Consider the following 25,039-nt stretch of genomic DNA (forward strand, 5'->3'; position numbering starts at 1 on the left):
TAATCAACTGAATATGGCGACCAAAAACTATAAAAAAATCACTCCATTTCACATTTTTAACAATTTTTTATGAAAACATGAAAACTAGGCACTCACCTTTCTCCGCTTTTGTCATATGATATTGCAAATTGATTTCTAGGAGGGAATACCATGAGTGAAGAAAAAAAAGATTCTTCTCGCCCACCGGTTCGTAATTACTTAAAGCAAATTGATGATTTCTTCGAGCAAACACCTCTTCGCAATGTAATCGCTGATTTAAATCATTTTTTCCAAAAAGGAAACCGTTTATTAACATTCCCTGTAGATTTATATGAAGTTGGTGAAGAACTCGTTGTTACAGCTGAACTACCAGGTATACAAAAAGAGCAAATTCAAATTGAAATACAAAGTGAATACTTAAAAGTCTCTGTAAAAGAAGAGATACTCGAAGAAGAAGAAGAAACATCCCATAACTATTATCGCCGGGAACGTTCCATTTCAGAAGCATCAAGATTGATTAAGTTGCCGTATTCAATTAATAAAAAAGCAGCAAAAGCTTCTTATCAAAACGGCGTATTAGAAATTCGGGCGCCGAAACTTCCCCAACAACATGACATTTTATCCATAGACTAATGCAAAAAAAAATAAGGGTGCATAGCACCCTTATTTTTAATCCACTAATCGCTTCATATCACGTATAATGTCTTCATATGGCGTATTACTAATTCCACTATACTTTTTCATTACTTTTCCGTTTTGATCAATTAAATAAAATGATGTACCATGCATGACCTGACCATTCTCCGGCTTATCTACAAGTGATTGGAAATTATCTTTTGAAAACTTCGTAATATCTTCTAACGAATATCCCGTTAATAAATTCCAGTTACTAGTATCCTCTGTAAACTTTTGAATAAAAGCTTTCAGATTTTCCGGCTTATCAAGGTCTGGATCTACACTAAATGAAACAAACTGAACGTCTATCTTCTCTTCTTTTGCCATCTTTTGCAGCTTGGCCATATTTGCAGTCATTGGTGGACAAACTGTTTGACAATTTGTGAACATAAAATCTGCAACCCAAACTTTCCCTTTTAAATCTTTTGTACCAAATTGCTTTCCATCTTGATTTGTAAATTGGAAAGTTTCTAAATCCCAATTTAATGGTTTACGAAGCTTTGAACCTGATTCACTACATCCAGCAAGTACAAAGAGACAAAATACAACCATAAGACCAATTATTTTTTGATAACGCTTCATTTATAAACCTCTTTTCTCTATCCTAAATTTAAATAGGTTATGTTTATAATAACAAAAGTTAACACTACGAGAAAATTGTTTACTACATTTGTTCACGAAATCGTACGAATTTACGTATGTTACTTCTTTATTTCAAGCGAATTACTAGACAAAATATATTTTTTACTATTATTTCTATAAATAGAATTGATAAAACTAATTTTATTGTTACTTTTGTAAATACCTCTCCCTATTTTTTAACAATTCCTTAAACATTAATCCATGTTTTACACTGTATTCCTTAACAACATTTCGGTACAATACAAATACAACGATTGTAAATGAGGTGATGTTCATGGCAAAGCGCTATGAAAATATGGATAATGTTAGTACAAAAAAATCAATTCGCTCTTTTTTACGCTGGCGTAAAGAACGAAAGCAAAACAAAAAAGATTTTTCTTTCTTAGTAGAACAATCACCCGTTAAACAAAGTGCATTTTTGCAAAGTAATGTAAAAAAAACGACTGTCACATGGATTGGGCATTCTACTTTTCTTATCCAAACGAATGGACTTAATATATTAACAGATCCAGTATGGGCCAATAAATTAAAGCTAGTTACAAGACTTACAGAACCTGGACTCTCTATAGAAGCACTGCCTAAAATTGATATTGTCCTTATTTCACATGGTCATTATGATCATTTAGATTTTTCAACTCTTCGTCAGTTGAATGATGATGTTCTATATCTTGTACCTATCGGATTAAAAAAATTATTTACTCGTAAGAAATTTAAACATGTAGAAGAGTATAAATGGTGGGAAAGTACGATAATTAACGAAGTTTCTTTTCACTTCGTACCTGCTCAGCACTGGACGAGAAGATTCTTATTTGATATGAATACGTCTCACTGGGGCGGATGGATTATTGATAATGAAACGACTATGGAAACCATATATTTTTGTGGCGACAGTGGCTATTTCCAAGGTTTCAAAGAAATCGGTGAACGCTTTTTAATTGATATTGCTCTTATGCCCATTGGCGCTTATGAACCAGAATGGTTTATGAAAGTATCTCATGTTTCACCCGAAGAAGCTGTGCAAGCTTATTTAGATTTAAACGCTACGCATTTTATACCGATGCATTACGGAGCTTTTGCACTCGCCGATGAAACACCTCGTGAAGCAATAACTAGACTTCGAAATAATTGGAATTTGCGCATGTTACCATGGGAACAACTGCATGTACTCTTTTTAGGCCAAACTTTTATTTATAGTAACGCAACAAATGATAAGCAAGTAAATGAAAAAATTGAAACTTTACATGTGTAACGTAACGACTGATTTTCTATATCCAACATATAATATAGAAAATCCTATAATGAAACTTTAATCAGTGGGAGTTTCTTTATCCCCACTGATTATTAACCTTCACCAATCGGGCTTTTACGGACAGCCCGCCACCTAACCTCTTTGCTCCAGCTAAATTTTGAGGTGGGAGTTTTACTGTCCGCAAATAGCAGGATAAAGGGTGTTATCTATGAATGAATATTTACAGACTCGCTATATCATTAGCGGTAGTGCCTGTATAGCTCTTCTTATTTCTTACTTTCTATTTACATAAAAAAGCTACTTGAAATATATTTTCAAGTAGCTTTTTTATTACTCTGCTAAATACATAAATCCGATTGCACCTGGACCTGTATGAGTACTAATTATAGGCGTAGTATAGAAAATTTCTGATTGAGCAAACCCACTCACTTTTTCAACCGCCGCTTTCATACTTTCAGCTAAAGGAATTGCTTTCGCATGCGGAATTGCAACAGCCTTTACAACTTTTCCAGCTGTATCTTGCTCAAATAACTTAGCTAATGTTTTTACAATTTGGCCTTGGCTACGAACTTTCGTTACAGGATTATAAACACCGTCTTCAAGACTAGCAATTGGCTTTATATTAAGTAGCGAACCGATAAACGCTTTTCCTTTACCGATACGTCCACCCTTCACTAAGTTTTCTAATGTATCTACTACTACATATAAACGAGTATTCTTTCTTACTTCATCTACACGTTTTAAAATTTCTTCTAGTGAGCGTCCTTCATTTGCCATTTTTGCAGCTTCAATTACTTGATATGCTAAAGCATGTGTAATAAATTGAGAATCAACAACTGTTACTTTTGTATCGGTCATTGATGCAGCACTATTTGCAGTTGCTACAGTACCACTCATTCCACTTGTCATATGAATGGAAAGTACTTCGCTTCCATCTTCACCTAACTTGTCATACATTTCTACAAATGTACCCATTGCTGGTTGTGATGTTTTTGGTAGTTCCTCTGATTTAAGCATTTCTTCAATAAATTCATCTGGTTGTAGATCAACGCGATCTAAATATGTTTGTCCATTTACAGAGATTGATAATGGTAGAACATGAATGTCATACTTCTCGATTACCTCTTGTGATAAATCTGCTGTTGAATCTGTTACAATTTTAATTTTTTGCATATTATATTCTTCCCTTTCCAATACGCTCTCCTTGTTATTATACTAGTATTCCCATTGCTTTCAACAATTTGGAACGAAATTTCATCAAATTAATTATATTTTTATATCTAAAATGAAAAAGACAGAGCTCCTAACCCTGTCTCTACTCTATATCATGCATTTTTTTCAAGAGTATTTGTTTTATATACATTTAAATAATCATTCCACTTCAAACAATTTTGTAAATATTCACGGAAAGAATATGAAAATCTTGGATGTTTTTGTTTTTGAATTTTTGCAATAAATAATTGAAGACGAGACTGAATTAGAAACGATAATGGATGCTGTGCCTGTAGGACAGGGATTTCAAATATTTTAATACAATCCCCTGTTGAATGAGTGAAATAAAAACTTTTCGTAATCACAATATCAATCCTCTTTTTCATTGGATTTTTGAACTTCCTCTACTTTGCGCTGTAAGACGTTGTTTAAAGTGGAGTAAAATCAGACTTATATGATTTCTGTAGCCCTTATGGCTAGAAGATTTATACTCTATTCATCTCCACCTAATCCATCTTCCCGTCCTAAATATCCCTGAGACGGGAACCTCATTACCCATCAATTGTTTAATACATTTAGTATAAGCTTATAAAAGCGCAAAGTTTGTCTAAATTTTGGAGATTCTATAATTTTTTTCTTCTATATATTGTATACGTTTATAGCTATAGTATAACAAATAAATAAAAAAGTGCCTTTATAACGAGGCACTTTTCGACTGCATTTCTTCTCTTTTCTTTTTTCTCTTACTAACAACCTTTGATAAAGCAATACTTACTTCATAAATACAAATAAGCGGCACCGCAACTAAACTATGAGATAAAAAGTCAGGCGGTGATATGCAAGATGCAATGATAATCAACGCTACGTAAGCATACCTTCTTATTGTTATTAAAAATTCCGCCGTAAGTATTCCAATACTAGTTAAAAACATTACAACGACTGGCAATTCAAAAATCACAGCAAATGGAACTGTTAAATTAAGTACAAAATGAAAATACTTTTCTGTCGTAAACATCGTATTAAACATTTCATTACCTATAGTAGTTAAAAAGTGAAATAGAAACGGCATTACAATAAAGTATCCAAAACATAAACCTGCGATAAATAATATAGACAATACCGGTATATACATTATTGTCATCTTTTGTTCATTTGGATGTAAACCCGGTTTTACAAATAACCAAATTTGTATAGCAGCAAAAGGAATTGTACAAACGATAGCAAATACTGTAGCAATCGAGAAAAAAATCCACAATACATCACTTGGACCGAGAACAGTTAATTTCATTGGTAAATCTTTTACAAGCCAAAAATAAATATCCTTTGTAAAAGTAAATCCAATAATTAAAAATAGTACAAAGGATAACACCGTATATATTACTCTTTTTCGAAGCTCAACAATATGTTCTACTACGCTCATTTCCCGATCTTCCATCTCGTTCACCACACTTTATTTATCCATTACAAGGAAAATACATTACAGTTTTTCTTTCTTTTCCTTTTCTTGAAATGCGTCATCTGTCAATTCTTTCGTTGATTTTTTAAACTCTTTTAACGTTTCCCCTAAAGCCTTCCCGATTTCCGGCAATTTTTTAGGTCCAAATAAAATGAGTACTGCTACTAAAATTAAAATTAACCCTGGAAAGCCAATATTTGAAAACATTTCCCCATCCCCTTTATTAGTAGTTTCCTTGTCCTACTATTACATAATTTTATTTTGTCAAAAAAGTTTGAAAACGTCAACAAATCCATTGCCTTTTGTCAAAAAAATTCAAAAATATAATCAATTATACAAATTTCATTTTCTATTGCTCTTGTGTATGATATGGTAAGGGAAATGACATATTATTTTATGATAGTAGAAAGGATTTGCATTATGACTGAAAAAATGACACGAATGACCCAATTTGTAAAAGAAGAAATTGCAAATGCAATTACACATGGTATCGGTGCCATTTTAAGCATCCCTGCCTTAATCATATTGATTATTCATGCTTCTAAGCACGGTACCGCATCAGCTGTAGTCGCATTTACTGTTTATGGTGTAAGCATGTTCTTACTGTACTTGTTTTCAACATTGCTACATAGCATTCATCATCCTAAAGTAGAAAAAATATTTACTATTTTAGATCATTCAGCCATTTACTTATTGATTGCTGGCACGTATACTCCTTTTCTACTTATTACACTTCGTGGCCCATTAGGATGGACGTTGCTTGCTATAATTTGGACACTTGCAATCGGAGGTATCGTCTTCAAAATCTTCTTTGTACGTCGCTTTATAAAAGCATCAACTTTATGTTACATCATTATGGGCTGGCTCATAATCGTTGCTATTAAACCACTTTATGAAAATCTAACTGGACATGGTTTTTCACTACTTTTAGCAGGTGGAATTTTATATTCTGTCGGAGCTATATTCTTCCTTTGGGAAAAGCTACCTTTCAACCATGCCATATGGCACCTGTTCGTTTTAGGTGGTAGTACGATGATGTTCTTCTGTGTACTCTTTTATGTCTTACCTACAGCATAATAAAAAAGGTTTCAGCTTACTATAAGCTGAAACCTTTTTTATTACTTATGTAATTGTGATGCGATAACTTCCTGTGTATGCTTCGTTAATTCTTTAATATCCATATTCGCATACTCTTCAGGTGTAATCGGCTTAGAAATTGTTACTGTTGCATGAGCTGACTTCATACGATTTCCATTCGCTTCAAACATCTTATATGTACCATCTAACGTTACAGGTAAAATTGCTACACCTGATTTTACTGCAAGATGGAAACTACCAGCCTTAAACTCTCCAACTTCGCCACCTTTACTTCTCGTTCCTTCTGGGAAAATTACGATAGAATGTCCATTCTTTAATAGTTCGATTCCATCTTTAATTGCTTTAAGAGATTGACGACGATCGCTACGATCCATAAATACACAATTCATAAGTTCCATCCAAGTTGGTACAACTGGGAACTTTTTAATCTCTGCCTTTGACACGAATCCAATTGGTTTATTTAAGTAACCTAGTAAAACAGGGATATCCATATTACTTTGGTGATTACTTACAACTAGTACCGGCTTGTCTTTCGGAACATTTTCAAGCCCTTTCACTTCTACTGTCCCTCCAGCTACACGTACCATTTTCTTACCAAACCAATTTGTCGTTTTATACACAGCATTATCTTTTTCTTTTGGCGCCATCGTATTTACTTGTCTTTTAAGACGCCACATTCTCGGTGTAATCGCAATTACAATTAAAATTAAATAAAAGATTTTAAAAAACGTTTGAATCATACAGAACCCCCACCTATTATCATTCCGACCTTCATTATACTAGACAAACGAAGGAAAAAGAAGAAAAAAAGTCCAAACAGCAAGTGTTTGGACTTTTTAAGCATTCTATATTAGAAACGTTTTGCTAATTCACGAGCATTAGCAATTGCCGCTTCTTTAATTTCTTGTGCTTTTTCAGGGTTTGCATTCATACCCTCAACTGCAATATAATCAGTATCATTTACACCGACAAATCCTAATACAGTTTTTAAATGATTGCGTCCGAAGTCTACAGCTGCGTATGCTCCTTCAGAATATACGCCACCTGTTGCTTGAATGTGAAGTGCTTTTTTACCTTCTAATAAGCCGACTGGACCATTTTCAGTATATTTGAATGTTTTACCTGCGATTGCTACGTTATCTAAGTATGCTTTTACTACTGGTGGATAGCTAAAGTTCCACATTGGAGTTACGAATACATAACGATCTGCATGCATAAATGTTTCTAAGTTTGTGTTCATTGCTGCTACTTTTTGTTGTTGAGCTTCCGTTAAAGTTTCAAAGCCTTCACCTGCTGCAAATTTACCCCAAGCGGCAAATACATCTGCATCGATTGCTGGTACAGTAGTATTGAATAGATCAATTGTTACAACTTCGTCTTGTGGATGCTCGTTTTTATAAGCCTCGATGAAAGCTTCCCCTACTGCCATTCCGAAAGAACCTTCTGCTGAATTTGGATTTGCTGTGATAAATAGTACTTTTGTCATTGTATTCTCTCCCTTTTTTCTCTTTATCTTCAATTCAAGATTTGTTTTTTAAAAGTTAATAACTTACCTTATGTAAGTATAATACAAAAAGTTTTATTCAATGTCAATAAAAAATAGCTACTTTTTTTTCGTAAGTTAATGATTTATTTTGTTTCTCTAAAATTTAGTATACAGATATTAAGACTTCTCATACAAAAAGGCTACCTCTATAAATTATAGAGATAGCCTTTTATTACATATTATTTTTGAAAAACATGTTTTACTTTTTCAGCTGGAATGTTACTTCCACCTCTACCTTTTACATCTTCAATCATCATTGTAATGACCATATCTGGCGCATTCAAATCAAATGCAGCGAACCAGCCTAGTTCTTTTCCTTCGGCCTCTTTTGATACTTTTAATTCCGCTGTACCTGTTTTTCCAGCAAGAGTCATTCCATCAATTTTAGCAATTTTCCCTGTACCATCCGGATCATTAATTACTTTCGTCATAGCAGTTTTTAATATATCCTGATTTCCTTTAGAAATTACATTTTCTTTCCAAGCTTTTGGTTGTTTATCTGTTTTAATAATATACGGTGATGGAATCGTTCCATCATTTACAATTGGCGCATACGTTAAAGCTAAATGAAGAGGAGTCATTAATACTTGACCTTGTCCATATCCTGTATCAGCCATTTGAATATCATTTTTAATGCCGTCATTTGCAATTTTAGAAGCAGGGAATCCATATTCAATTGGTAGTTTCTCATCGAATCCGAATTTTTTCGCTTCACTCATAAACTTGTCTTTTCCGATTTTCAAAGCTTCTTGTGCGAAGTAAATATTATCCGAGTATTTCATCGCCTTATCAAAATCAATCGGATTTGCATCTTTCACACGCGTTACATAATAATTACCCCAAGAAGAATCTTTTGTCCATTTTAATCCTTCAATTTTCAACTCTTCTTTTGGATCGATTGTTTTCGTTTCAAGACCAATTGCAGCTGTAATTGGTTTAAATACAGAACCCGGTACCGATAATTGTGTAAAGCGATTCGTCATCGGTTTTTTCGGATCATTATTCCAAGCTTCGCGTTGCGCTTTCGATGTTCCTCGTGCAATTAAATTAGGATCATATGCTGGACTACTTACTAGTGCAATTGTTTCTCCACTTTTCGGATTGATTGCTGCACTTGAACCAGCTTCGCCCTTCATTTCATTATACGTTTTTTCTTGAACAGCACTATCAATAGTTAAAGTTACATTTTCTCCATCAACAGCATCTGTTTTTGCCAAGTTTTTAATTTCTTTTCCTTGCGCATCTTCTACAAAGACACGGCCACCTTTTTTACCGCGTAGCTTTTCCTCTAATACTTGCTCTAATCCAGCTTTACCAACTGGGTCATCAGCTTGATAGCCTTTCTTTTGTAGCGTTTTTAAATCTTCAGCATTTACCTTTCCAATATAACCAGTCAGATGAGCTGCCGCTTCCCCTAACGGATATGTACGAACATTTACAGGTTTTGTTGAAACACCTGGTAAATCAATGTACGTATTTTGCGTTGCCCCTTCAGGCAAAATTCCAATTGGTACGAGATACCCTGGTTTTACCCATTTAGCAGCTAATTTTTGATCAATTTCTTCTACAGACATATTTAATAACTTCGCTACTGTTTCTTTCGTTTGCGGAGCAGTATCGCCTAACTTTTCAGGAATCAATCCGATTTCAGAAGCTTTCCCATTCGTTGCAAGACCTTTTCCATTACGATCGTATATTTCACCACGTTTTGGCTGTGTTGTCTGCATACGCACTTTACTATCTTTCGTCATGCCAGGGAAAATAAAATCAGGAGTCCAATCTATTTTCCAAGATTCTTTATCTCCATCTTTTTCTTTCACCATTTTTGCTTCATGGCCAAAAGTAATTTTACCACCAACTGTATCCATGCTTACTTTAAAAGGAACAGGGCCTTCATCTTTTTTATCTTCTTTTATTTCCCCTGTTTCTACCTTTAAGTCTTTCACTTCGATACCAGAATAAATTTTTTCATATTTCTCAGTAAACTCTTTCTTTGAAATATCTTTTTTTGCATTTTTTGATAGTTGATCATACATATCTGCAAATTTTTGTTTATTCCACGCTTTTACATATGTATCAAACGCTTCTTGTGGTTTTTCTTCTTTACCACATCCAACTAACATGAATGTTAAGCAAAGAAAAAGAATCCCCCATATCTTTCTCAATCGATTCTCCTCCTCTTTCTATATTAGTACTTTTGAAAATTTTAGCATTTTTACATGCTACCTATCATTATAGCACTATCGAATCTCATCTATAAACTTATATTGGTGAATATAAATAAAAAGATTGATGCAAATTCTCACATCAATCTTCTTTATTATTGTTGTTTCTCATATACGTGGTAATAATACGTATACGGGTTTTTTTCATCTGTTAAACCTTTTTCTACAAAAATCTCTTTCCAATTTGTCATATCCATTTCTGGGAAGAATGTATCTCCTTCAAATGCATAATGAATTTTTGTTATATACAACTTGTCTACGTATGGTAAAAAGAGATCGTAGATTTGCGCTCCGCCAAAAATAAAAATCTCTTCTTCATTTTTACATAGTTCGAATACTTCTTCTACAGAATGAACAACTTCACATCCTTCAACGTGATATCCTTCATTACGAGTTACAATAATATTACGTCTTCCAGGCAGCGGTCTACCAATCGCTTCATAGTTCTTTCTTCCCATAATAAGCGGGTGACCCATCGTTGTTTTCTTCACGTATTGTAATTCACTCGGTAAACGCCAAGGTAAATTATTATCTTTACCAATTACTCTATTTTCGTCCATTGCGACCATAAATGAAACAATCATTTTTTCATCTCCTCTACAATTATACTGCAACCGGTGCTTTAATTGCTGGATGCGGATCGTATCCTTCAATCGTTAAATCTTCCATTTCAAAATCGAAAACAGATTTCACATCTGGATTTAATGTAAGTTTCGGGAACGGACGTGGTTCACGTGCCAATTGCTTTTCTACTTGTTCAAAATGATTTGTATAAATGTGTGCATCACCAATTGTATGAACAAATTCCCCTACTTCAAGACCACATTCGTGTGCAATTAAATGTGTTAGTAGTGAATAACTTGCGATGTTAAATGGTATTCCAAGGAATATGTCACCACTTCTTTGATATAGCTGACAAGAAAGCTTTCCGTCCGCTACATAAAACTGGAATAATGTATGACAAGGGGGTAATGCCATACTTGGTACGTCTTCAGGATTCCAAGCAGAAACGATTAAACGACGTGAGTCTGGTGTTTTTTTAATCATTTCAATTACATCTTTTAATTGATCAAGTGTCTCACCAGCTGTCGTTTTCCAAGCTCGCCACTGTTTACCGTAAACGTCTCCTAAATAACCATATTTATTTGAGAAATCATCATCTTCTAAAACGTTCTTTTTAAACAATTCCATCTGCTCATCGTACTGTACTTTAAATTCTTCATCTTGTTGTGAGCGAAGACCAAAATCCGTCATGTCAGGACCAGTATACTCATCACTTTCTACCCAGCTCTTAAACGCCCATTCATTCCAAATATTATTATTATGCTGCAATAAATAGCGAATATTTGTATCACCTTTCATAAACCAAAGTAGTTCACTTGCTACAAGGCGAAATGGTACTCTTTTTGTCGTTAATAAAGGAAATCCTTTACTCAAATCAAAACGCATTTGATATCCAAATACAGATACAGTTCCTGTCCCTGTACGATCTTCTTTCTTCGTACCATGTTCCATTACATGGCGGCATAAATTTAAGTATTCATTTTCAGCATGTTTCATATGTAGGAAAACCTTCTTTCAATCGTATATGCAATTTATCATAACATGAAAAATGGTAAATTTAATAATCCTAATTAATAAAATTTCTTCCGCTAATTCTTACAAAATTATTAACTTTCCAAATTTAAAAAGGTTTTCATTTTCTATTACCGAAAGTATAGTGCGGTAGAACAAAATTTATATTTGGAGGTTAGAAGTATGTCTAAAATTGAAACGCCTGTTATGACTTCTTTACAAACAGCGGTTGAAAAAATGATGAAGGATTTAAATGTTCCTGGTGCTGCTGTCGCTGTTATAAAAGACGGTGAAGTTATTATTTCAGAAGGTTTCGGCTATCGTAATATAGAAACAAAAGAGGCTGTTACACCGAATACCCGGTTCGCAATCGGTTCCTCAACAAAAGCATTTGGCACACTTTCATTAAGCTTGTTAGCACAGCAAAAAAAGTTTAATTGGGATACCCCTATCCAGTCTTATATACCTAACTTTACTTTATCTGAACTACTTGCTAGCTCACAAGTTACAGGACTGGATTTAGCTTCTCATCGAACTGGAGTGAGTCGTCATGAGGCTCTTTGGTATAGTTCTTCCTTATCTCGAAAAGATCTCGTTGAAAAAATAAAACATTTACCACTTGATGCACCGTTCCGGACTGCATTTCTATATAACAACTTAATGTATGCAACAATTAGCTACATTGTTGAAAACATTACAAATCAAACGTGGGAGCAATACACTACAGAACATATTTTAGAACCTTTAAATATGAGACATACAAACTTCTCTGTTAACGATTCACAAACTACAGATGATTATGCTTTACCTTACATTGAAAATGACGGTGAAATAAAAGCAGTTCCATTCCGTAACATCGATACAGTTGGCGCTGCTGGGTGTATTAATTCCACAATTGAAGATATGGCAAATTGGGTACTTCTCCACTTAAATGAAGGAAAATTTGGAGATCATGAATTAATCTCCTCTGAATTATTACAACAAATGTATACACCACACAATTCAATTCCAGACCAACCGGTTTTATCACTCCCTGAATCTCCATTAAATAGTTACGGTCTTGGTTGGTTTATTAGCGCTTATCGTGGTAAAAAAGTGATTCATCATGGCGGTAATATCGATGGATTTTCAGCGCTTGTTTCATTTATACCAACAGAAAACATAGGCCTTGTCATTTTAACGAATGCTGGAGGAACATTACTTCCTACTTATCTCGCTAATCAAATTTATGACGAACTACTTGAATTAGAATCCATTGATTGGCATAAACGTGCTGTAGAAGATACTAAAAAAATGAAGGAAATGATGAAAGAAGCAACTGAATCCCTCCCTGAACAAATTAAAGGGACTACACCTTCGCACAAGTTAGAGGATTATACTGGTACTTTTGAACATCCTGCATACGGAACATTACAAGTATACAAACGAGATGATTCGTTATATGTACAATTTATGGAAATGGATATTCAATTAGGGCATCATCATTACGACATCTTCTCTACAAAAGTTGACTTATTCCAAATGAAAATGAGCTTATTATTCGCTTATGAAATGAATGTACGTGGTGAATTCCCATCCCTTCAGTTACATGTACCTGCTATGTTAAGTACACAGCCGCTTACATTTAAGAAAATTAAATAATTATTTTGATGGTAAAAAATAAAGGTAGGTGCAAATCACACCTACCTTTTCTATTTCATATCAATCTTATCTGGTTGAAACCAACTTGGTTTTGATAACTCAAAGTTTTTATGATCTTCCAATACAATAGTAAGACGCTCTAACGTATCATCCAACATATGTGGTGCTGCTCTTAATGTCCAGACAACTGATGAGAAAACTGTCATGCCAACGTACACCGCATATAATTTCCAGAACTCCTCTGGTATTCTCCTATTAAAGTATCCTTCTATTTGTCCGATTGAATACGGAATACTAATGTCCCTTGCAAATAGTGCAATTTTCACGAAATCATGCAGTGGATCGCCCCAGTCATAACCATTAAAATCAACTACACCTACATATTTCCCATCCCGTACAATTATATTTTCTAAATGAAAATCATCGTGTTGAAATCGATTTGGGCGATCCTTTACATACATTTCATTTTCATCTATAAACTTAATAATCTTATCATCATTTTTTATTTTTATTCCGCATGTTTTGTATGCTTCTAAATATTTACTATGTTTTTTCATTGCTCTTTCATGCCATGGAAGTATATCATTAGGAGCTTCATATGTATGCATTTTTGCTAAATCTTTTCCTGCCTCTATGCCAATATCATATTGTTCTTTTGGTGAATACGTAGGCAATAGCTTCTTCGCATCTTCCCCTTCTAAATATGAAAAAATACTATAGCATACACCTTCTTCTTCCAATATACCTATTTCAATTGGCCTTTGTGCCTGTACGTTACGTTTTACCATTTCATTTAAAATTTGAAACTCTATTTTCTTTCTTTCATACTCTTTTATATCTCCTGTCCGAAATAAATATTTTTCATTATTTGCATTCGTAATTACATATTTCTTATCTGGAGAGAAACCTTTAGAAATTTCTTCAATATTCGCTACATCTTTTACAATTTGTATATTGTTTTGCCGTGCTGTAATTATCTTCATATCTATTCCCCTTACATTTCTGCATTTGGTGTATAGGCTACTTCTACAATAAATCCATTCGAATCGTAAAAATCAATCGTATAGTACCTTTTTGAATAATGATTCATTTCAATTGGACCACGTATTACCTTCACTTTCGTACTAGAAAGAAAATCTGCTACTTCATCAACTACTTCTCTATGAATAGCTTGATAACAAATATGTCTAGGACCTAACGTCCTTACGATTTCCTCATCTACTTCTTTAAAGTATATTTCACTTTCTCCCGTGCTATATGCTACTTCATTTAACTTTCTCCATCCAATTATCGGAAACAACTTATCATAATAAGAAATGGATTCCTCTAAATTTGCTACTCAAAATTCAATATGATGAATACACTCCTTGTACTACTTGCACAATTTCCATCGGCTTATGAACCATATAATCGGGTGCGTCTTTTTTCACTGTTTCAATAACATCATATCCCCAAGATACCCAAATTACATTCACCCCAGCCTTTTTACAAGCTGCTACATCTCGCTGTTCATCACCAATGTATAACATATCTTGCTCTGTTATCTTTTTCGATTTTAAAAATCTTTTTATCATTTTATCTTTACCAAACAAATTTTTAGAACAATACACTTCTTGAATATTTTCGATACCATTATTGTGCAAAAACGCCCGAATATGCTCTTCTGAGTTAGATGATATGACCGCAATACCGTATCCTGTTTTATGTAGTTCATCTAATACATCCTTCATCCCATGAAATAAAACAAGATTTTTTATAGCAGGCTGATACAATTTATAAAATTCCAAAGCTAATATCGGTAATTTATACAGTGGTACATCGAGTTGTTTACATCTCTCTGTCATCGTTAATTTACGTAAATGTTCAATTTCGTCTTCCTTTACTGCTTTATACCCATGTTTTTCAGCAAGTTGATTATAAATCGGTACAAATATATTTTGTGAATCTACTAATGTGCCATCAAAGTCAAAAACAATATATTTTTGCATCTCCATACTCCTTTTGCTTCTTTTTTCTAAACCTATGTTATTCAACAACATAGTTGTCTGTCCCTTCTATAAAAATAAAAAAGAACAAGATTTTCTCTTGTTCTTTTTAAGACAACCATTTCGGCGGTACATTCGTATTCCAATAAATATTTCCTAACTCATGATGTCCAGAGTATCCATCATCAAAACGGTGATAATGGAAATTAAAATAATAACCATCTTGCGGCGGATGATCTCTTCTTACATGGAAACGCAATAAATCATTTCCTGATTTCGTATCGTAGACGTGAAAAATCTTTTCATTATTTCCACCAGCTGGTTTTTGAGAAATCGCTAATGATTGTAGTGAATCTTCTGGTACATCACTAGCAAGCTCAGCAATTGCCTCTTCAATTTTCGGTAATATTACATCTTTAAACTCATCTTCAATTACTGGACCAATTTTAGTACCAAACTTTTGCATCGACTGCTTTTCTGCTTCTTGCATTGCATAAGTAATAAAAGTATCGGTGGTTAACCTGTCATTCGTTTCTTCATATGTATAGGACGTGCTCTCCAAACTTTGTTGCCCAGCTGTGCTCGTAGGCTTGTCCGCAGCTTTGGCATTATCAAGTAATATGGAAGGAGGCGTCACTAAACCAAATGTAAATACGGTAATTAATGCGACTAAGGTTTTTCTAAACCAATTTGGCATTTATGTTCCCTCCCCTTTCACTCATTATTTTTTTATATAACGGTGGTTTCTTCTATTATACAAAATGATTGTAATTTTTGCACTTTACAATTTTGTTAACGTTCACATATTTTTCACTTGAATATGAAATTGTAAGGTTTCATACAATATAAATACAACAATAATAAGGAGGCGATCAGATGACTTTAGATGTCATGTATTCCGCCGCAAGCATACTCGTTTTAGTATATTTTATTTATCAATGTGTTACAGACTAGAAAAAGAGCCGTCAATGGCTCTTTTTTAATGGTAAAAATACAATCCATACAATTAATAAAATAAAAATAATGCCACCAATCACAGCTGGCAATAAATAAAACTGGGCAAGTATAACTATTCCATACAAAAGTATTGCTGGTAGTAGTAAATAACGATTTGCCTTCCATCTTAACAAAAGTAAGTTCCCTTCATCACAATATAAATGAAGAAACATCTTATTCGTAAATTCATTCCAATAATCACGTGCATAGCGAGAAATTGCAACTACAGCAAATACGAGAACAATAGCTGCAATCCACCTAGGAGTCATAATTATACTTGCAGTACTGATACATACAATTTGAATATAAAATATTCGTGCAGTACTTGTACGGAAAAACTCTTTCAAAAAAGATTCGACAATACGAGCATCAGCTTTTTTCCCTAATAGTCTTTTAGAACGGGGGAACATCCACGGTTTTTTATTCGAACTACTCGGTTTAGCTGCATGACCACCAACTTGCATAATTCCGCTCGTCCAGCGCATACTTTCCTCTTTTTCTTTCTCAACTTCTTTAAAAAAGGAACTTTTATAATTCATTTTCTCTTTTACTAATACAATACTTAAGAAAATTACTAGACCGATAAATAGAATTGAATAAAATGGATTTTTATAAGTGAAAAATAGACTCATTCCAAAAAAGGATAAGCTCATAGAAAATATTACATTTTTTATAATCCATAAAACCCATCGTTTCCCGACACGTATATGTATAAATCTCGTCAACAACGACAGCATAAGTCGAAACACAGTAAAGAATACCCAAAATAATACGACTTGTATCTCTGTTACTCCGATACTTTTCATCAACACTGGTAACATAATAACAACTACTATTACATTCGTTATCGCTATTCGAACAAATGTGTACATCATGCCGTACTGGACTAATTTTCGCATATGATTTGGATATGAAATTAAAAATAAACTATCCGCTTGTTCAAAAAACGAACGAACTCCTCTCGGATATGTTATTAGATAAAATACGAGTAATCCTAATCCGAAATAAATCGTCTCTTCCATTGATAAATTTCCCATCCATAGCGATCGATAATAAATTCCCATAAGTATAAGTGCTGGAATAATAATATATAATGCAACTGTCCAATCTGTTACTGAACGTATAGACTTCCATTTCCGCTGGAGTTCATGGCGTAATCTCTTATAAAATTGTTGTTTAATCATGTTGTTCACGCCTTACAATTACATCAAAGCAGTCTAATAATGAACTACCCGGCATTTCCGCTAATATTTGAATAGATTCTAAATGTCCATCTGCGACTAATGTACCTTGTGAAATGAGTAAAAATCTTTCGCAAATTTTTTCAGCAGTATCTAATACGTGCGTACAAAGTAAAATTCCTGCCCCGCGCTCTTTTTCTTTATATAAATAACTTAAAAACTCTTTCGTAGCTACTGGATCTAAACCGATAAAGGGTTCATCAATGATATAAAAATCTGGCTCAGTTAAAAACGCCAATATTAGCATCGATTTTTGTTTCATACCTTTTGAAAACTTTGATAAATACTCATGTTTATGCTTATCCATTCGAAAAGTATGTAATAATTGTTCCGCTCGTTCTTCCCAGCTTCCCATTTCACTTCCACGAGCAGCCATTAATAATTCAATATGTTCCCAGAGCGTCAAGTAATCATAGTATGTTGGATGTTCTGGCACGTATGCATACGGATTTTTCTTTTCACCGAATGATATTTCACCGTCCATATTTACAAGTAATCCGAGCATCGTTTTTATCGTCGTACTCTTCCCAGCACCATTTGCTCCAATAAGAGCAACTAGTTCACCTTTTTCGATAGAAAAAGCTATATTATGAATTGTTTCTTCGCCTATTTCATATCCAGCTGAGCGGATATTTACTTCTAACATGTATTTCCCCTCTTTCCATTTCCAATACAATCAAGGAAAAGAATAACATATAACTATCTATATATCATTATAAAATATTTATTTTCATAGCAGGAAAAAACATTTTTTAACAGAATATTAAATGTTTGATTACATTTTATTGGAGTGGATAATATGTCTTTTCAAATTCGTGAAGCAACGATAGATGATATAGACGCACTTTGTTCTTTAACGAAAGAATTAAAAGGTTCCTCTATTTCCTATGAAGATATGAACAATCGATTACAATTCGTACAAATGAGTCCGTTTGATTTTTTATATGTTTACGAAGAAGAAGAAGAAGAAGCTATATTTGGATTACTTGGATTTCGTATACGTGAAAATTTAGAAGATGTAACACGTTATGGAGAGATTTCAATTATTAGCGTCGATTCTAACATACGACGGAAAGGCATTGGACAAGTGTTGATGGATTATGCAGAGCAATTAGCAAAGAAACATAATTGCATTGGCACATGGCTAGTTAGTGGAACAAAAAGAGTAGAAGCTCATCCTTTTTACAAAAAATTAGGGTATGAAGTAAATGGCTACCGATTTGTAAAACATTTTTAAACTACTTATAATTGAAGGGACTATAACTATGACAAACATTAAAGCAATTTTCATTGATCGTGACGGTACAATTGGTGGTGACACTACAATACATTATCCGGGATCTTTTACATTATTTCCATTCACAAAAACATCCTTGCAAAAACTAAAAGCTAAAAATATAAAAATTTTCTCTTTCACAAATCAACCTGGTATCGCAGATGGAATAGCAACTGTAGCCGATTTTGTACAAGAATTAGAAGGCTTCGGTTTTGATGATATTTATGTATGTCCTCATAAACACGGTGATGGTTGTGAATGCCGTAAACCAAGTACAGGCATGCTGCTTAAAGCAGCAAAAAAACATGGGCTTGATTTAACACAATGTGCTGTAGTTGGTGATCGCTGGACTGATATTGTTGCAGGAGCAAAAGTAAATGCAACAACGATTCTAGTCCGAACAGGCGCTGGGTATGATGCTTTGCATACGTACCGAGACAAATGGGCACATATTGAACCAAACTACATTGCAGATAACTTTGAAGATGCAACAAACTGGGTTTTAAATCAACTATAATACAAATGAAGATTTTGATTCACTCAAAATAATTTAAAACATAGTTAAAATAGCCTTTTTGGAAAATAATTGTCTTCCATAAAACGGATCACCTCAAAAGGTAGCAAGTTCCCTTTTGATACGCAAACATTGCAATTCAAATTTTATTTTTTATTAGTAACAGCAATTAACGTAAAGAAGGAATAGCTTAGTGGCTATCCCTTCTTTATTGACTTCTATTATTTACATTTGTTATCTTTTTTTATTGAGTATTCTCATCGTTTTTATACTCCAAAATATCCCCTGGCTGACACTCCAAAGCTTTACATATCGCTTCTAATGTTGAAAAACGAACCGCTTTTGCTTTCCCATTTTTCAAAATAGAAAGATTCGCCATCGTAATTCCAACCTTCTCCGAAAGTTCCGTTACACTCATCTTTCGTTTTGCTAACATGACGTCAATATTAATAATAATTGTCATATCCGCCACCTCAGACCGTCAAATCATTTTCTGATTTTATGTTAATTGCTTCTTGTAGAAGGCGTTGAAGAATAGCAGCAAAAACAGCGATAACGAGCGAAGCAAAAACGATAATAAGTCCCACTAACCCAATAGGAGGGTCCATTTTTTTCGCTATAAAATGAAAAAGTGGCAAACTTAATACATACAAACCACTGATTGTAATTGCACAGCGCTTTATATTCTTTAACGCCTTTACAGATAATTCCGAGAACGCTGTGTTCTCATCAATGTACTGTAAAAGATTGAAAGCCTGATAAAGAGCAACGTAAAAAGGCACAGCTGCTCCATACATCACAATGAAAACAAGATATTTCATCGGAGCAATATTAGGATACAAATTTGCTGCGAAATTCGCCATTTCCGGCACTAAAAATATGCATAAAGCAAGTACTGCAATTCCAACAAGAAAAATAATTACTTTTAAGAACGTTGTTGAACTTCGTTTAAGATTCATTTACAATACCTCATTTTTTTAATGATAACATAATTTTATCATATTGTTTATCGTTTAACAATAAATAAATATCGTTTTTGTCATGTTTAATTTAGGCAAAAATAAAAAAGAATTTCTCATTACAAAGAAATTCTTTTTCTTGAAAATGTCTCTTTCAACTTAATTTTTTAAAACGTTAATTCGTAATGGAAATAACGATTATCTCTCAAATAACCATTTTCAGCATATAATCGTTGTGCTGATAAATTATCAATCTCTGTTTGCAATTTTACACCTTTTGCTCCATTCTCTAATGCGTATTCTTTAGCAGCTTCTAATAATTTTTTACCTGTTCCGGCTCCACGCTTCGCCGCTTGTACAAATAAATCATTTAAAATCCATAATTCTTTCATTGAAATGGAAGAAAATGATGGATATAGTTGTGTGAACCCAATATATTCGCCGTCTTCAACTGCTACGAAAATAACGGACTCTTTTCTCTCAATTCGATTTCGTAAAAATACTTTTGCACCTTCTAAATCAGAATCCTGCCTATAAAACATGCGATAGTTATTAAAAACTGATGCTAGTCCATCTAAATCTGCAATTGTTGCCTCATATATTCTCATTTTACTCCATTCCCCTTCCAATACTGTCTCATTATATCCGTTGCCCATTTAGGCTGGTGTATTTCTTCTTTCGGCATAAACTCTTTCATTATTGGCTTTATATCCAATATAGGAGTACCATTAATAGCATCTAATCCCTCAACAATAATTGATTTACCTTCTCTTTTGATCACCTTTACAATTGTTACACCTATGCGATTCGGGCGATTTTTTCCGCGCTGTGCAAAAATACCTACTTCAGGATAATCTTTATTATTTCTAGGATGTCTAGCAAAATACTGAATTTGCTCGTCAGTTACTTTATGAAAATAAAAAACAACTTCAATATGGGAAAAATCTTCAATCCCTTGTATACTTTCTTCTGCATACATTTCAGTTAAAGTTATACGGGATCTTACTTCTCCCCACTCATCATCTTTTATTTCCTTTCTTTCATTATGTACAAATGCGATTGGTTGAACTGAAAACATACGCATTCCCCCTTAAATGTAACCACTTACATTATAAAATATTTTCTGAATGTTTTCCAGATATATGAATTAAGTTTACATAATATAATTATAATCTATTTATCTAGAGCTATCTTGACTGCTTCAATTGCATGTATATGAGTCGTATCAAATATCGGGACAGATACGTTTTCTTGCTTTATTAATAACCCTATTTCTGTACAACCTAATATGATTCCCTGTGCTCCTTTTTGCACTAACTCTTCGATGACTCTTTTATAATATTCTCTAGATTGAGATACTATTTTTCCTAAACATAATTCTGTATATATTACTTTATTTATTTCTTTTCTATTTTTTTCTGATGGTACTATTACTTTTATATCATGCTCTTCAATACGTGACTTATAGAAATCTTGCTCCATTGTATATTTAGTTCCAAGCAGACCAACCTTTTGAATGTCTTTTCTTTTAATTTCTTTTGCAGTTGCATCGGCAATATGTAAGACTGGAATATCAATTTTCTCCTTTATTTTTCCAACTACCTTATGCATTGTATTTGTACAAATGATTATAAAGTCTGCTCCTCCCTTCTGTAATGAATACGCCGCATTCGCTAAAACTTCACCTGCTCCATTCCAATCTCCTCTAGACTGGAATCTTTCAATCTCTTCAAAGTCCACACTATTAATCAAACATTTTGCTGAATGTAGCCCTCCTAATCTCTCTTTTATTTCTTCATTAATAATTCGATAATATTCAGAAGTTGATTCCCAACTCATACCACCTATAAGACCTATCGTTTTCATACAAACACCTACCTAAACTATTTTTATAAAACTAATAACAATGTTTTATTATGTATATTATACATAATAAAACAAGACTTTAAGTTTGGAATATAAAGTCTTGTTTTAACGGAAAATACGGAAATAATAAAGAATAATTCTACTTTCATTTCCAAGGAAATTTTTATAGAATATTCTGAAATTAACAATCTGATTTTTTTATGAATTCTTTATACTTATAATTAAAACACTCTCGATACAGCTCTTTGATTTCATCATATGATGGAACACGTGGGTTATTAGCTGGGCTACCACTTTCAATTGCATCTGATGCCATTTTAGAAATAGCATTTTCAAATTCAATTTCATCGATTCCGTATTCTTTTAAATTTGGAATACGAAGATCAAAGCAAAGTTTTTTTATTTCACCAAGCGTGTAGTCTGCTACTTCCTCATCAGAATTCGAATACAAATCCTTATTTAAACTACGTCCAATTTTTGCTAACCTTTTCATTGCACTTGTTTTTGTAAACTCTAACACTGTAGGTAATAGTATGGCATTTGATATTCCATGCGGTACATGAAATAATGCTCCCACTGGCCTTGACATTCCATGAACTAATGTAACTGATGCATTAGAAAATGCAATTCCAGCTTGTAAGGAAGCAATCATCATCGCTTCTCTTGCCTCCATATTACGTCCATCTTCATATGCTATACGTAAATATTTCATAATACTTTCAATAGCTGAAAGAGCAAGTACATCTGTAAGTGGTTGTGAAACTTTAGAAATATACGCTTCAATCGCATGACATAATGCATCTATTCCTGTTGCTGCCGTAATTTGTGTTGGTAATGAACTTGTCAAAACTGGATCTATAATTGCTACTTTCGGTATAAAACTAGGATGCTTCATCATCATTTTTACATCTGTTTTTTTATTCGTTATTACTGCTACACTTGTAACTTCCGATCCAGTACCAGAAGTTGTTGGAATTGCAATAAGTGGTAGTGGATTGTTTTCTATTTCAATATCCTTTTGGACATAATCCTCAACTTCTCCACCATTTGTATATAAAACCGCTACTGCTTTCGCAGCATCAATACAACTTCCACCACCAATACCGATAATAAAATCACACTTTTCCTCTTTACAAAGAGATAACGCTTCTAACACGTGTATATTTGTAGGCTCAGCATCTACTTTATTATATGTACTAACAGTAATACTTTTCTTATTTAGTTGTTGTATACACTTTTCAACATATCCTAATTTCTCCATAATTGTATCAGTAACTATAAAAGCTCTTTTCCCTAACTTTTTTGATTGTTCCCCCAGTTTTTCAAGCGAATTCCTTCCATATAATACCGACTTTGGCATACGAAACTCAGAAACTTCTTGCAAGTACTCCACCCCTTCTTATCCTAATTAATATTTTATGATATAAATTATCGATTTGATGAATCTTTACGATTCGAATTTTTAATAGAGTCCTGTTAAAGTATAGAACGCGATAACTAAAAATACAGCAACCGTTTTCAAAATTGTGATAGCAAATATATCTTTATAGGACTGTTTATGTGTTAATCCTGTTACTGTAAGAATAGTAATAATAGCCCCGTTATGCGGTAGTGTATCCATTCCTCCTGATGCCATTGATACGATACGGTGCATAACTTCTAATGGAATATCAAATTGATTGGCCGCTGCAATAAATTTATCTCCCATTGCGCTTAATACTATTCCCATACCTCCTGATGCAGAGCCTGTAATTCCAGCTAAAATATTCGTCGTTACTGCACCATTCACTAACGGATTTGTGAAAGTAGCAGAGATACCATCTCTCATAATTGCGAAGCCTGGAAGTGCTGCAATGACACCACCGAATCCAAACTCAGCTCCTGTATTCATCGTTGCAAGTAGCGCTCCACCAATACTTGTATTCAATCCAGCTTGGAAACCTGTTACTACTCGCTTCCAATATAATAATAACGTTGTTAAGATCCCTATAATAAGTGCCAATTCTACAGACCAAATTCCTACTACTGCACTTAATTCTACTTTTCCAAATGCTTTCATACCAATTGCAGAAAAATCAAAACCGCTTGGATACCACTTCGGTATCATAATAGTAAACACTTTATTCATTACACCTACTAAAATAAGTGGTATAAATGCAATAAGTTGTTGTGCTCTTGTGATTTCAATGTTATTAATTAATGGCATATTTTTTTGTTCTAATTGCAAAGATGCTGCCATTTCAGTATTTCCGTCATTAAAACCAAAATATCCTTCACCTGCCGCTTTTGCCTTCTTACGTCTACGCTCTAAATATAGTAAACCTAATGTAAGAACAAAAATTGCTCCTACAATCCCAAGTATCGGTGCAGCATAAATATCCGTTTTAAAAAATGTTGTAGGTATTACATTTTGAATTTGTGGTGATCCAGGTAGTGCATCCATTGTAAACGTTACTGCTCCAAGAACAATCGTTCCAGGGATTAAACGTTTTGGAATATTAGCTTGTCGAAACAACTTAGCTGCGAACGGATAAACAGCAAACACTACTACATACACACTAACACCACTATACGTTAAAATAGCCCCCATTAATACAATCGCTAATATAGTACGTTTTTCACCGACTAACTCAATAATCGTTTTTGCAATAGAATCCGCAATTCCTGACATTTCCACTACTTTTCCAAATATTGCTCCTAATAAAAACACAGGAAAATATAGCTTTATAAAACCAACCATTTTCTCCATAAAGATATTAGAAAAGAAAGGTAATACATAACTAGGTTCTGTCAAAAATACTGCAAATAATGCAAATATCGGTGCGAATAAAATAACAGAAAAGCCTCTGTATGCTACGAACATAAGTAAACTTAGTGCTAATAATATAATAACTAACTCCAATT

At 33.5% G+C, this 25,039-nt stretch carries 28 protein-coding genes and 1 pseudogene; 6 read left to right on the plus strand and 23 right to left on the minus strand.

What is annotated here, in order from left to right; translation table 11 throughout:
- Positions 1-150: 150 nt before the first annotated feature.
- Entirely contained in the window at positions 151-612 is a 462-nt protein-coding gene (locus OXT04_RS10065) for an Hsp20/alpha crystallin family protein (protein WP_001288086.1), read from the plus strand.
- A 36-nt stretch (positions 613-648) separates the two neighbouring features.
- Here OXT04_RS10065 and OXT04_RS10070 read toward each other — a convergent pair whose 3' ends face one another.
- Positions 649-1,236, minus strand: a complete 588-nt coding sequence (locus tag OXT04_RS10070) for an SCO family protein (RefSeq protein WP_000833332.1) — start codon at positions 1,234-1,236, stop codon at positions 649-651.
- Between the two features lie 334 nt (positions 1,237-1,570).
- On the opposite strand from OXT04_RS10070, the gene OXT04_RS10075 reads away from it, so the two are divergent.
- Positions 1,571-2,545 (plus strand): MBL fold metallo-hydrolase, encoded by a 975-nt coding sequence (locus OXT04_RS10075; protein WP_001129640.1) that lies wholly within the window; start codon positions 1,571-1,573, stop codon positions 2,543-2,545.
- 330 nt (positions 2,546-2,875) lie between these two features.
- Here the strand turns inward: OXT04_RS10075 and OXT04_RS10080 are convergent, their stop codons facing one another.
- The 4 genes from OXT04_RS10080 to OXT04_RS10095 all read right to left on the minus strand — a co-directional run bounded on the left by OXT04_RS10080 (position 2,876) and on the right by OXT04_RS10095 (position 5,420).
- Positions 2,876-3,718, minus strand: coding sequence for a DegV family protein (locus OXT04_RS10080; protein WP_021036079.1), 843 nt, complete (start codon positions 3,716-3,718; stop codon positions 2,876-2,878).
- Between the two features lie 152 nt (positions 3,719-3,870).
- A complete protein-coding gene (locus tag OXT04_RS10085; protein ID WP_000629012.1) occupies positions 3,871-4,122 on the minus strand; it encodes a DUF2535 family protein in 252 nt (83 codons plus the stop codon).
- A 329-nt stretch (positions 4,123-4,451) separates the two neighbouring features.
- Positions 4,452-5,192 carry a twin-arginine translocase subunit TatC gene (gene tatC, locus OXT04_RS10090; protein ID WP_023521829.1) on the minus strand — a complete coding sequence of 247 codons (741 nt, stop codon included), beginning with the start codon at positions 5,190-5,192 and terminating at the stop codon, positions 4,452-4,454.
- A gap of 42 nt (positions 5,193-5,234) precedes the next feature.
- Positions 5,235-5,420: a twin-arginine translocase TatA/TatE family subunit gene (locus OXT04_RS10095; RefSeq protein ID WP_000492442.1), complete on the minus strand. Its 186-nt coding sequence runs from the start codon at positions 5,418-5,420 to the stop codon at positions 5,235-5,237.
- Positions 5,421-5,633: 213 nt separating this feature from the next.
- Between OXT04_RS10095 and trhA the strand changes: the two genes are divergently transcribed.
- Positions 5,634-6,290, plus strand: coding sequence for a PAQR family membrane homeostasis protein TrhA (gene trhA, locus OXT04_RS10100; protein WP_000136890.1), 657 nt, complete (start codon positions 5,634-5,636; stop codon positions 6,288-6,290).
- A gap of 41 nt (positions 6,291-6,331) precedes the next feature.
- On the opposite strand, the gene OXT04_RS10105 is transcribed toward trhA, so the two are convergent.
- From OXT04_RS10105 to OXT04_RS10125, 5 genes are all read right to left on the minus strand, one after another.
- Complete coding sequence (locus OXT04_RS10105) at positions 6,332-7,051, minus strand: lysophospholipid acyltransferase family protein (RefSeq protein ID WP_000616582.1); 720 nt, start codon at positions 7,049-7,051, stop codon at positions 6,332-6,334.
- A gap of 110 nt (positions 7,052-7,161) precedes the next feature.
- Positions 7,162-7,797 (minus strand): FMN-dependent NADH-azoreductase, encoded by a 636-nt coding sequence (locus OXT04_RS10110; protein WP_000170028.1) that lies wholly within the window; start codon positions 7,795-7,797, stop codon positions 7,162-7,164.
- 239 nt (positions 7,798-8,036) lie between these two features.
- Positions 8,037-10,022: a penicillin-binding protein 3 gene (gene pbpC / locus OXT04_RS10115; RefSeq protein ID WP_001227231.1), complete on the minus strand. Its 1,986-nt coding sequence runs from the start codon at positions 10,020-10,022 to the stop codon at positions 8,037-8,039.
- A gap of 155 nt (positions 10,023-10,177) precedes the next feature.
- Positions 10,178-10,666: a dihydrofolate reductase gene (locus OXT04_RS10120; protein WP_000637207.1), complete on the minus strand. Its 489-nt coding sequence runs from the start codon at positions 10,664-10,666 to the stop codon at positions 10,178-10,180.
- Between the two features lie 19 nt (positions 10,667-10,685).
- Positions 10,686-11,642 carry a thymidylate synthase gene (locus tag OXT04_RS10125; protein ID WP_000679600.1) on the minus strand — a complete coding sequence of 319 codons (957 nt, stop codon included), beginning with the start codon at positions 11,640-11,642 and terminating at the stop codon, positions 10,686-10,688.
- Positions 11,643-11,840: 198 nt separating this feature from the next.
- On the opposite strand from OXT04_RS10125, the gene OXT04_RS10130 reads away from it, so the two are divergent.
- The gene (locus OXT04_RS10130; RefSeq protein ID WP_097996668.1) at positions 11,841-13,298 is read left to right on the plus strand and encodes a serine hydrolase; all 1,458 of its coding nucleotides are present in this window, start codon (positions 11,841-11,843) and stop codon (positions 13,296-13,298) included.
- A gap of 50 nt (positions 13,299-13,348) precedes the next feature.
- Here OXT04_RS10130 and OXT04_RS10135 read toward each other — a convergent pair whose 3' ends face one another.
- The 6 genes and pseudogenes from OXT04_RS10135 to OXT04_RS10160 all read right to left on the minus strand — a co-directional run bounded on the left by OXT04_RS10135 (position 13,349) and on the right by OXT04_RS10160 (position 18,166).
- Positions 13,349-14,281: an aminoglycoside phosphotransferase family protein gene (locus OXT04_RS10135; protein WP_267414250.1), complete on the minus strand. Its 933-nt coding sequence runs from the start codon at positions 14,279-14,281 to the stop codon at positions 13,349-13,351.
- Positions 14,282-14,292: 11 nt separating this feature from the next.
- A pseudogene (locus OXT04_RS10140) lies at positions 14,293-14,658 on the minus strand (VOC family protein).
- The gene (locus OXT04_RS10145) at positions 14,645-15,286 is read right to left on the minus strand and encodes an HAD family hydrolase (RefSeq protein ID WP_001174995.1); all 642 of its coding nucleotides are present in this window, start codon (positions 15,284-15,286) and stop codon (positions 14,645-14,647) included. The pseudogene OXT04_RS10140 and the gene OXT04_RS10145 overlap by 14 nt, the downstream one beginning before the upstream one ends.
- Positions 15,287-15,392: 106 nt before the next feature.
- Entirely contained in the window at positions 15,393-15,980 is a 588-nt protein-coding gene (locus OXT04_RS10150) for a YpjP family protein (RefSeq protein WP_001134421.1), read from the minus strand.
- Between the two features lie 268 nt (positions 15,981-16,248).
- Entirely contained in the window at positions 16,249-17,463 is a 1,215-nt protein-coding gene (locus OXT04_RS10155; RefSeq protein WP_267414254.1) for an ABC transporter permease, read from the minus strand.
- Positions 17,456-18,166 (minus strand): ABC transporter ATP-binding protein, encoded by a 711-nt coding sequence (locus OXT04_RS10160; RefSeq protein ID WP_267414256.1) that lies wholly within the window; start codon positions 18,164-18,166, stop codon positions 17,456-17,458. Before OXT04_RS10160 ends, OXT04_RS10155 begins: the two co-directional genes overlap by 8 nt.
- 153 nt (positions 18,167-18,319) lie before the next feature.
- Here OXT04_RS10160 and OXT04_RS10165 point away from each other — a divergent pair, with 153 nt between their 5' ends.
- The gene (locus OXT04_RS10165; protein WP_078400563.1) at positions 18,320-18,757 is read left to right on the plus strand and encodes a GNAT family N-acetyltransferase; all 438 of its coding nucleotides are present in this window, start codon (positions 18,320-18,322) and stop codon (positions 18,755-18,757) included.
- Positions 18,758-18,785: 28 nt separating this feature from the next.
- Positions 18,786-19,313, plus strand: a complete 528-nt coding sequence (locus OXT04_RS10170) for an HAD-IIIA family hydrolase (RefSeq protein ID WP_000181782.1) — start codon at positions 18,786-18,788, stop codon at positions 19,311-19,313.
- A gap of 241 nt (positions 19,314-19,554) precedes the next feature.
- On the opposite strand, the gene OXT04_RS10175 is transcribed toward OXT04_RS10170, so the two are convergent.
- The 7 genes from OXT04_RS10175 to OXT04_RS10205 form a co-directional block, all read right to left on the minus strand.
- Positions 19,555-19,773, minus strand: coding sequence for a helix-turn-helix domain-containing protein (locus OXT04_RS10175; protein ID WP_000152534.1), 219 nt, complete (start codon positions 19,771-19,773; stop codon positions 19,555-19,557).
- 10 nt (positions 19,774-19,783) lie between these two features.
- The gene (locus tag OXT04_RS10180; protein WP_023521825.1) at positions 19,784-20,269 is read right to left on the minus strand and encodes a DUF2975 domain-containing protein; all 486 of its coding nucleotides are present in this window, start codon (positions 20,267-20,269) and stop codon (positions 19,784-19,786) included.
- A 167-nt stretch (positions 20,270-20,436) separates the two neighbouring features.
- Positions 20,437-20,877 (minus strand): GNAT family N-acetyltransferase, encoded by a 441-nt coding sequence (locus tag OXT04_RS10185; RefSeq protein WP_023521824.1) that lies wholly within the window; start codon positions 20,875-20,877, stop codon positions 20,437-20,439.
- Positions 20,874-21,347 (minus strand): SAM-dependent methyltransferase, encoded by a 474-nt coding sequence (locus OXT04_RS10190; RefSeq protein ID WP_000493252.1) that lies wholly within the window; start codon positions 21,345-21,347, stop codon positions 20,874-20,876. The genes OXT04_RS10185 and OXT04_RS10190 overlap by 4 nt, the downstream gene beginning before the upstream one ends.
- A gap of 95 nt (positions 21,348-21,442) precedes the next feature.
- Entirely contained in the window at positions 21,443-22,135 is a 693-nt protein-coding gene (locus OXT04_RS10195; RefSeq protein ID WP_000848576.1) for an aspartate/glutamate racemase family protein, read from the minus strand.
- A 181-nt stretch (positions 22,136-22,316) separates the two neighbouring features.
- On the minus strand, positions 22,317-23,519 hold the full coding sequence (locus tag OXT04_RS10200) for an iron-containing alcohol dehydrogenase (protein ID WP_098256948.1): 1,203 nt from the start codon (positions 23,517-23,519) through the stop codon (positions 22,317-22,319).
- Between the two features lie 78 nt (positions 23,520-23,597).
- Entirely contained in the window at positions 23,598-25,037 is a 1,440-nt protein-coding gene (locus OXT04_RS10205) for a GntP family permease (protein ID WP_098256949.1), read from the minus strand.
- Positions 25,038-25,039 lie beyond the last annotated feature (2 nt).

The organism is Bacillus sp. GC_Bacil_1 (assembly GCF_026540675.1).
Lineage (GTDB): Bacteria > Bacillota > Bacilli > Bacillales > Bacillaceae_G > Bacillus_A > Bacillus_A cereus.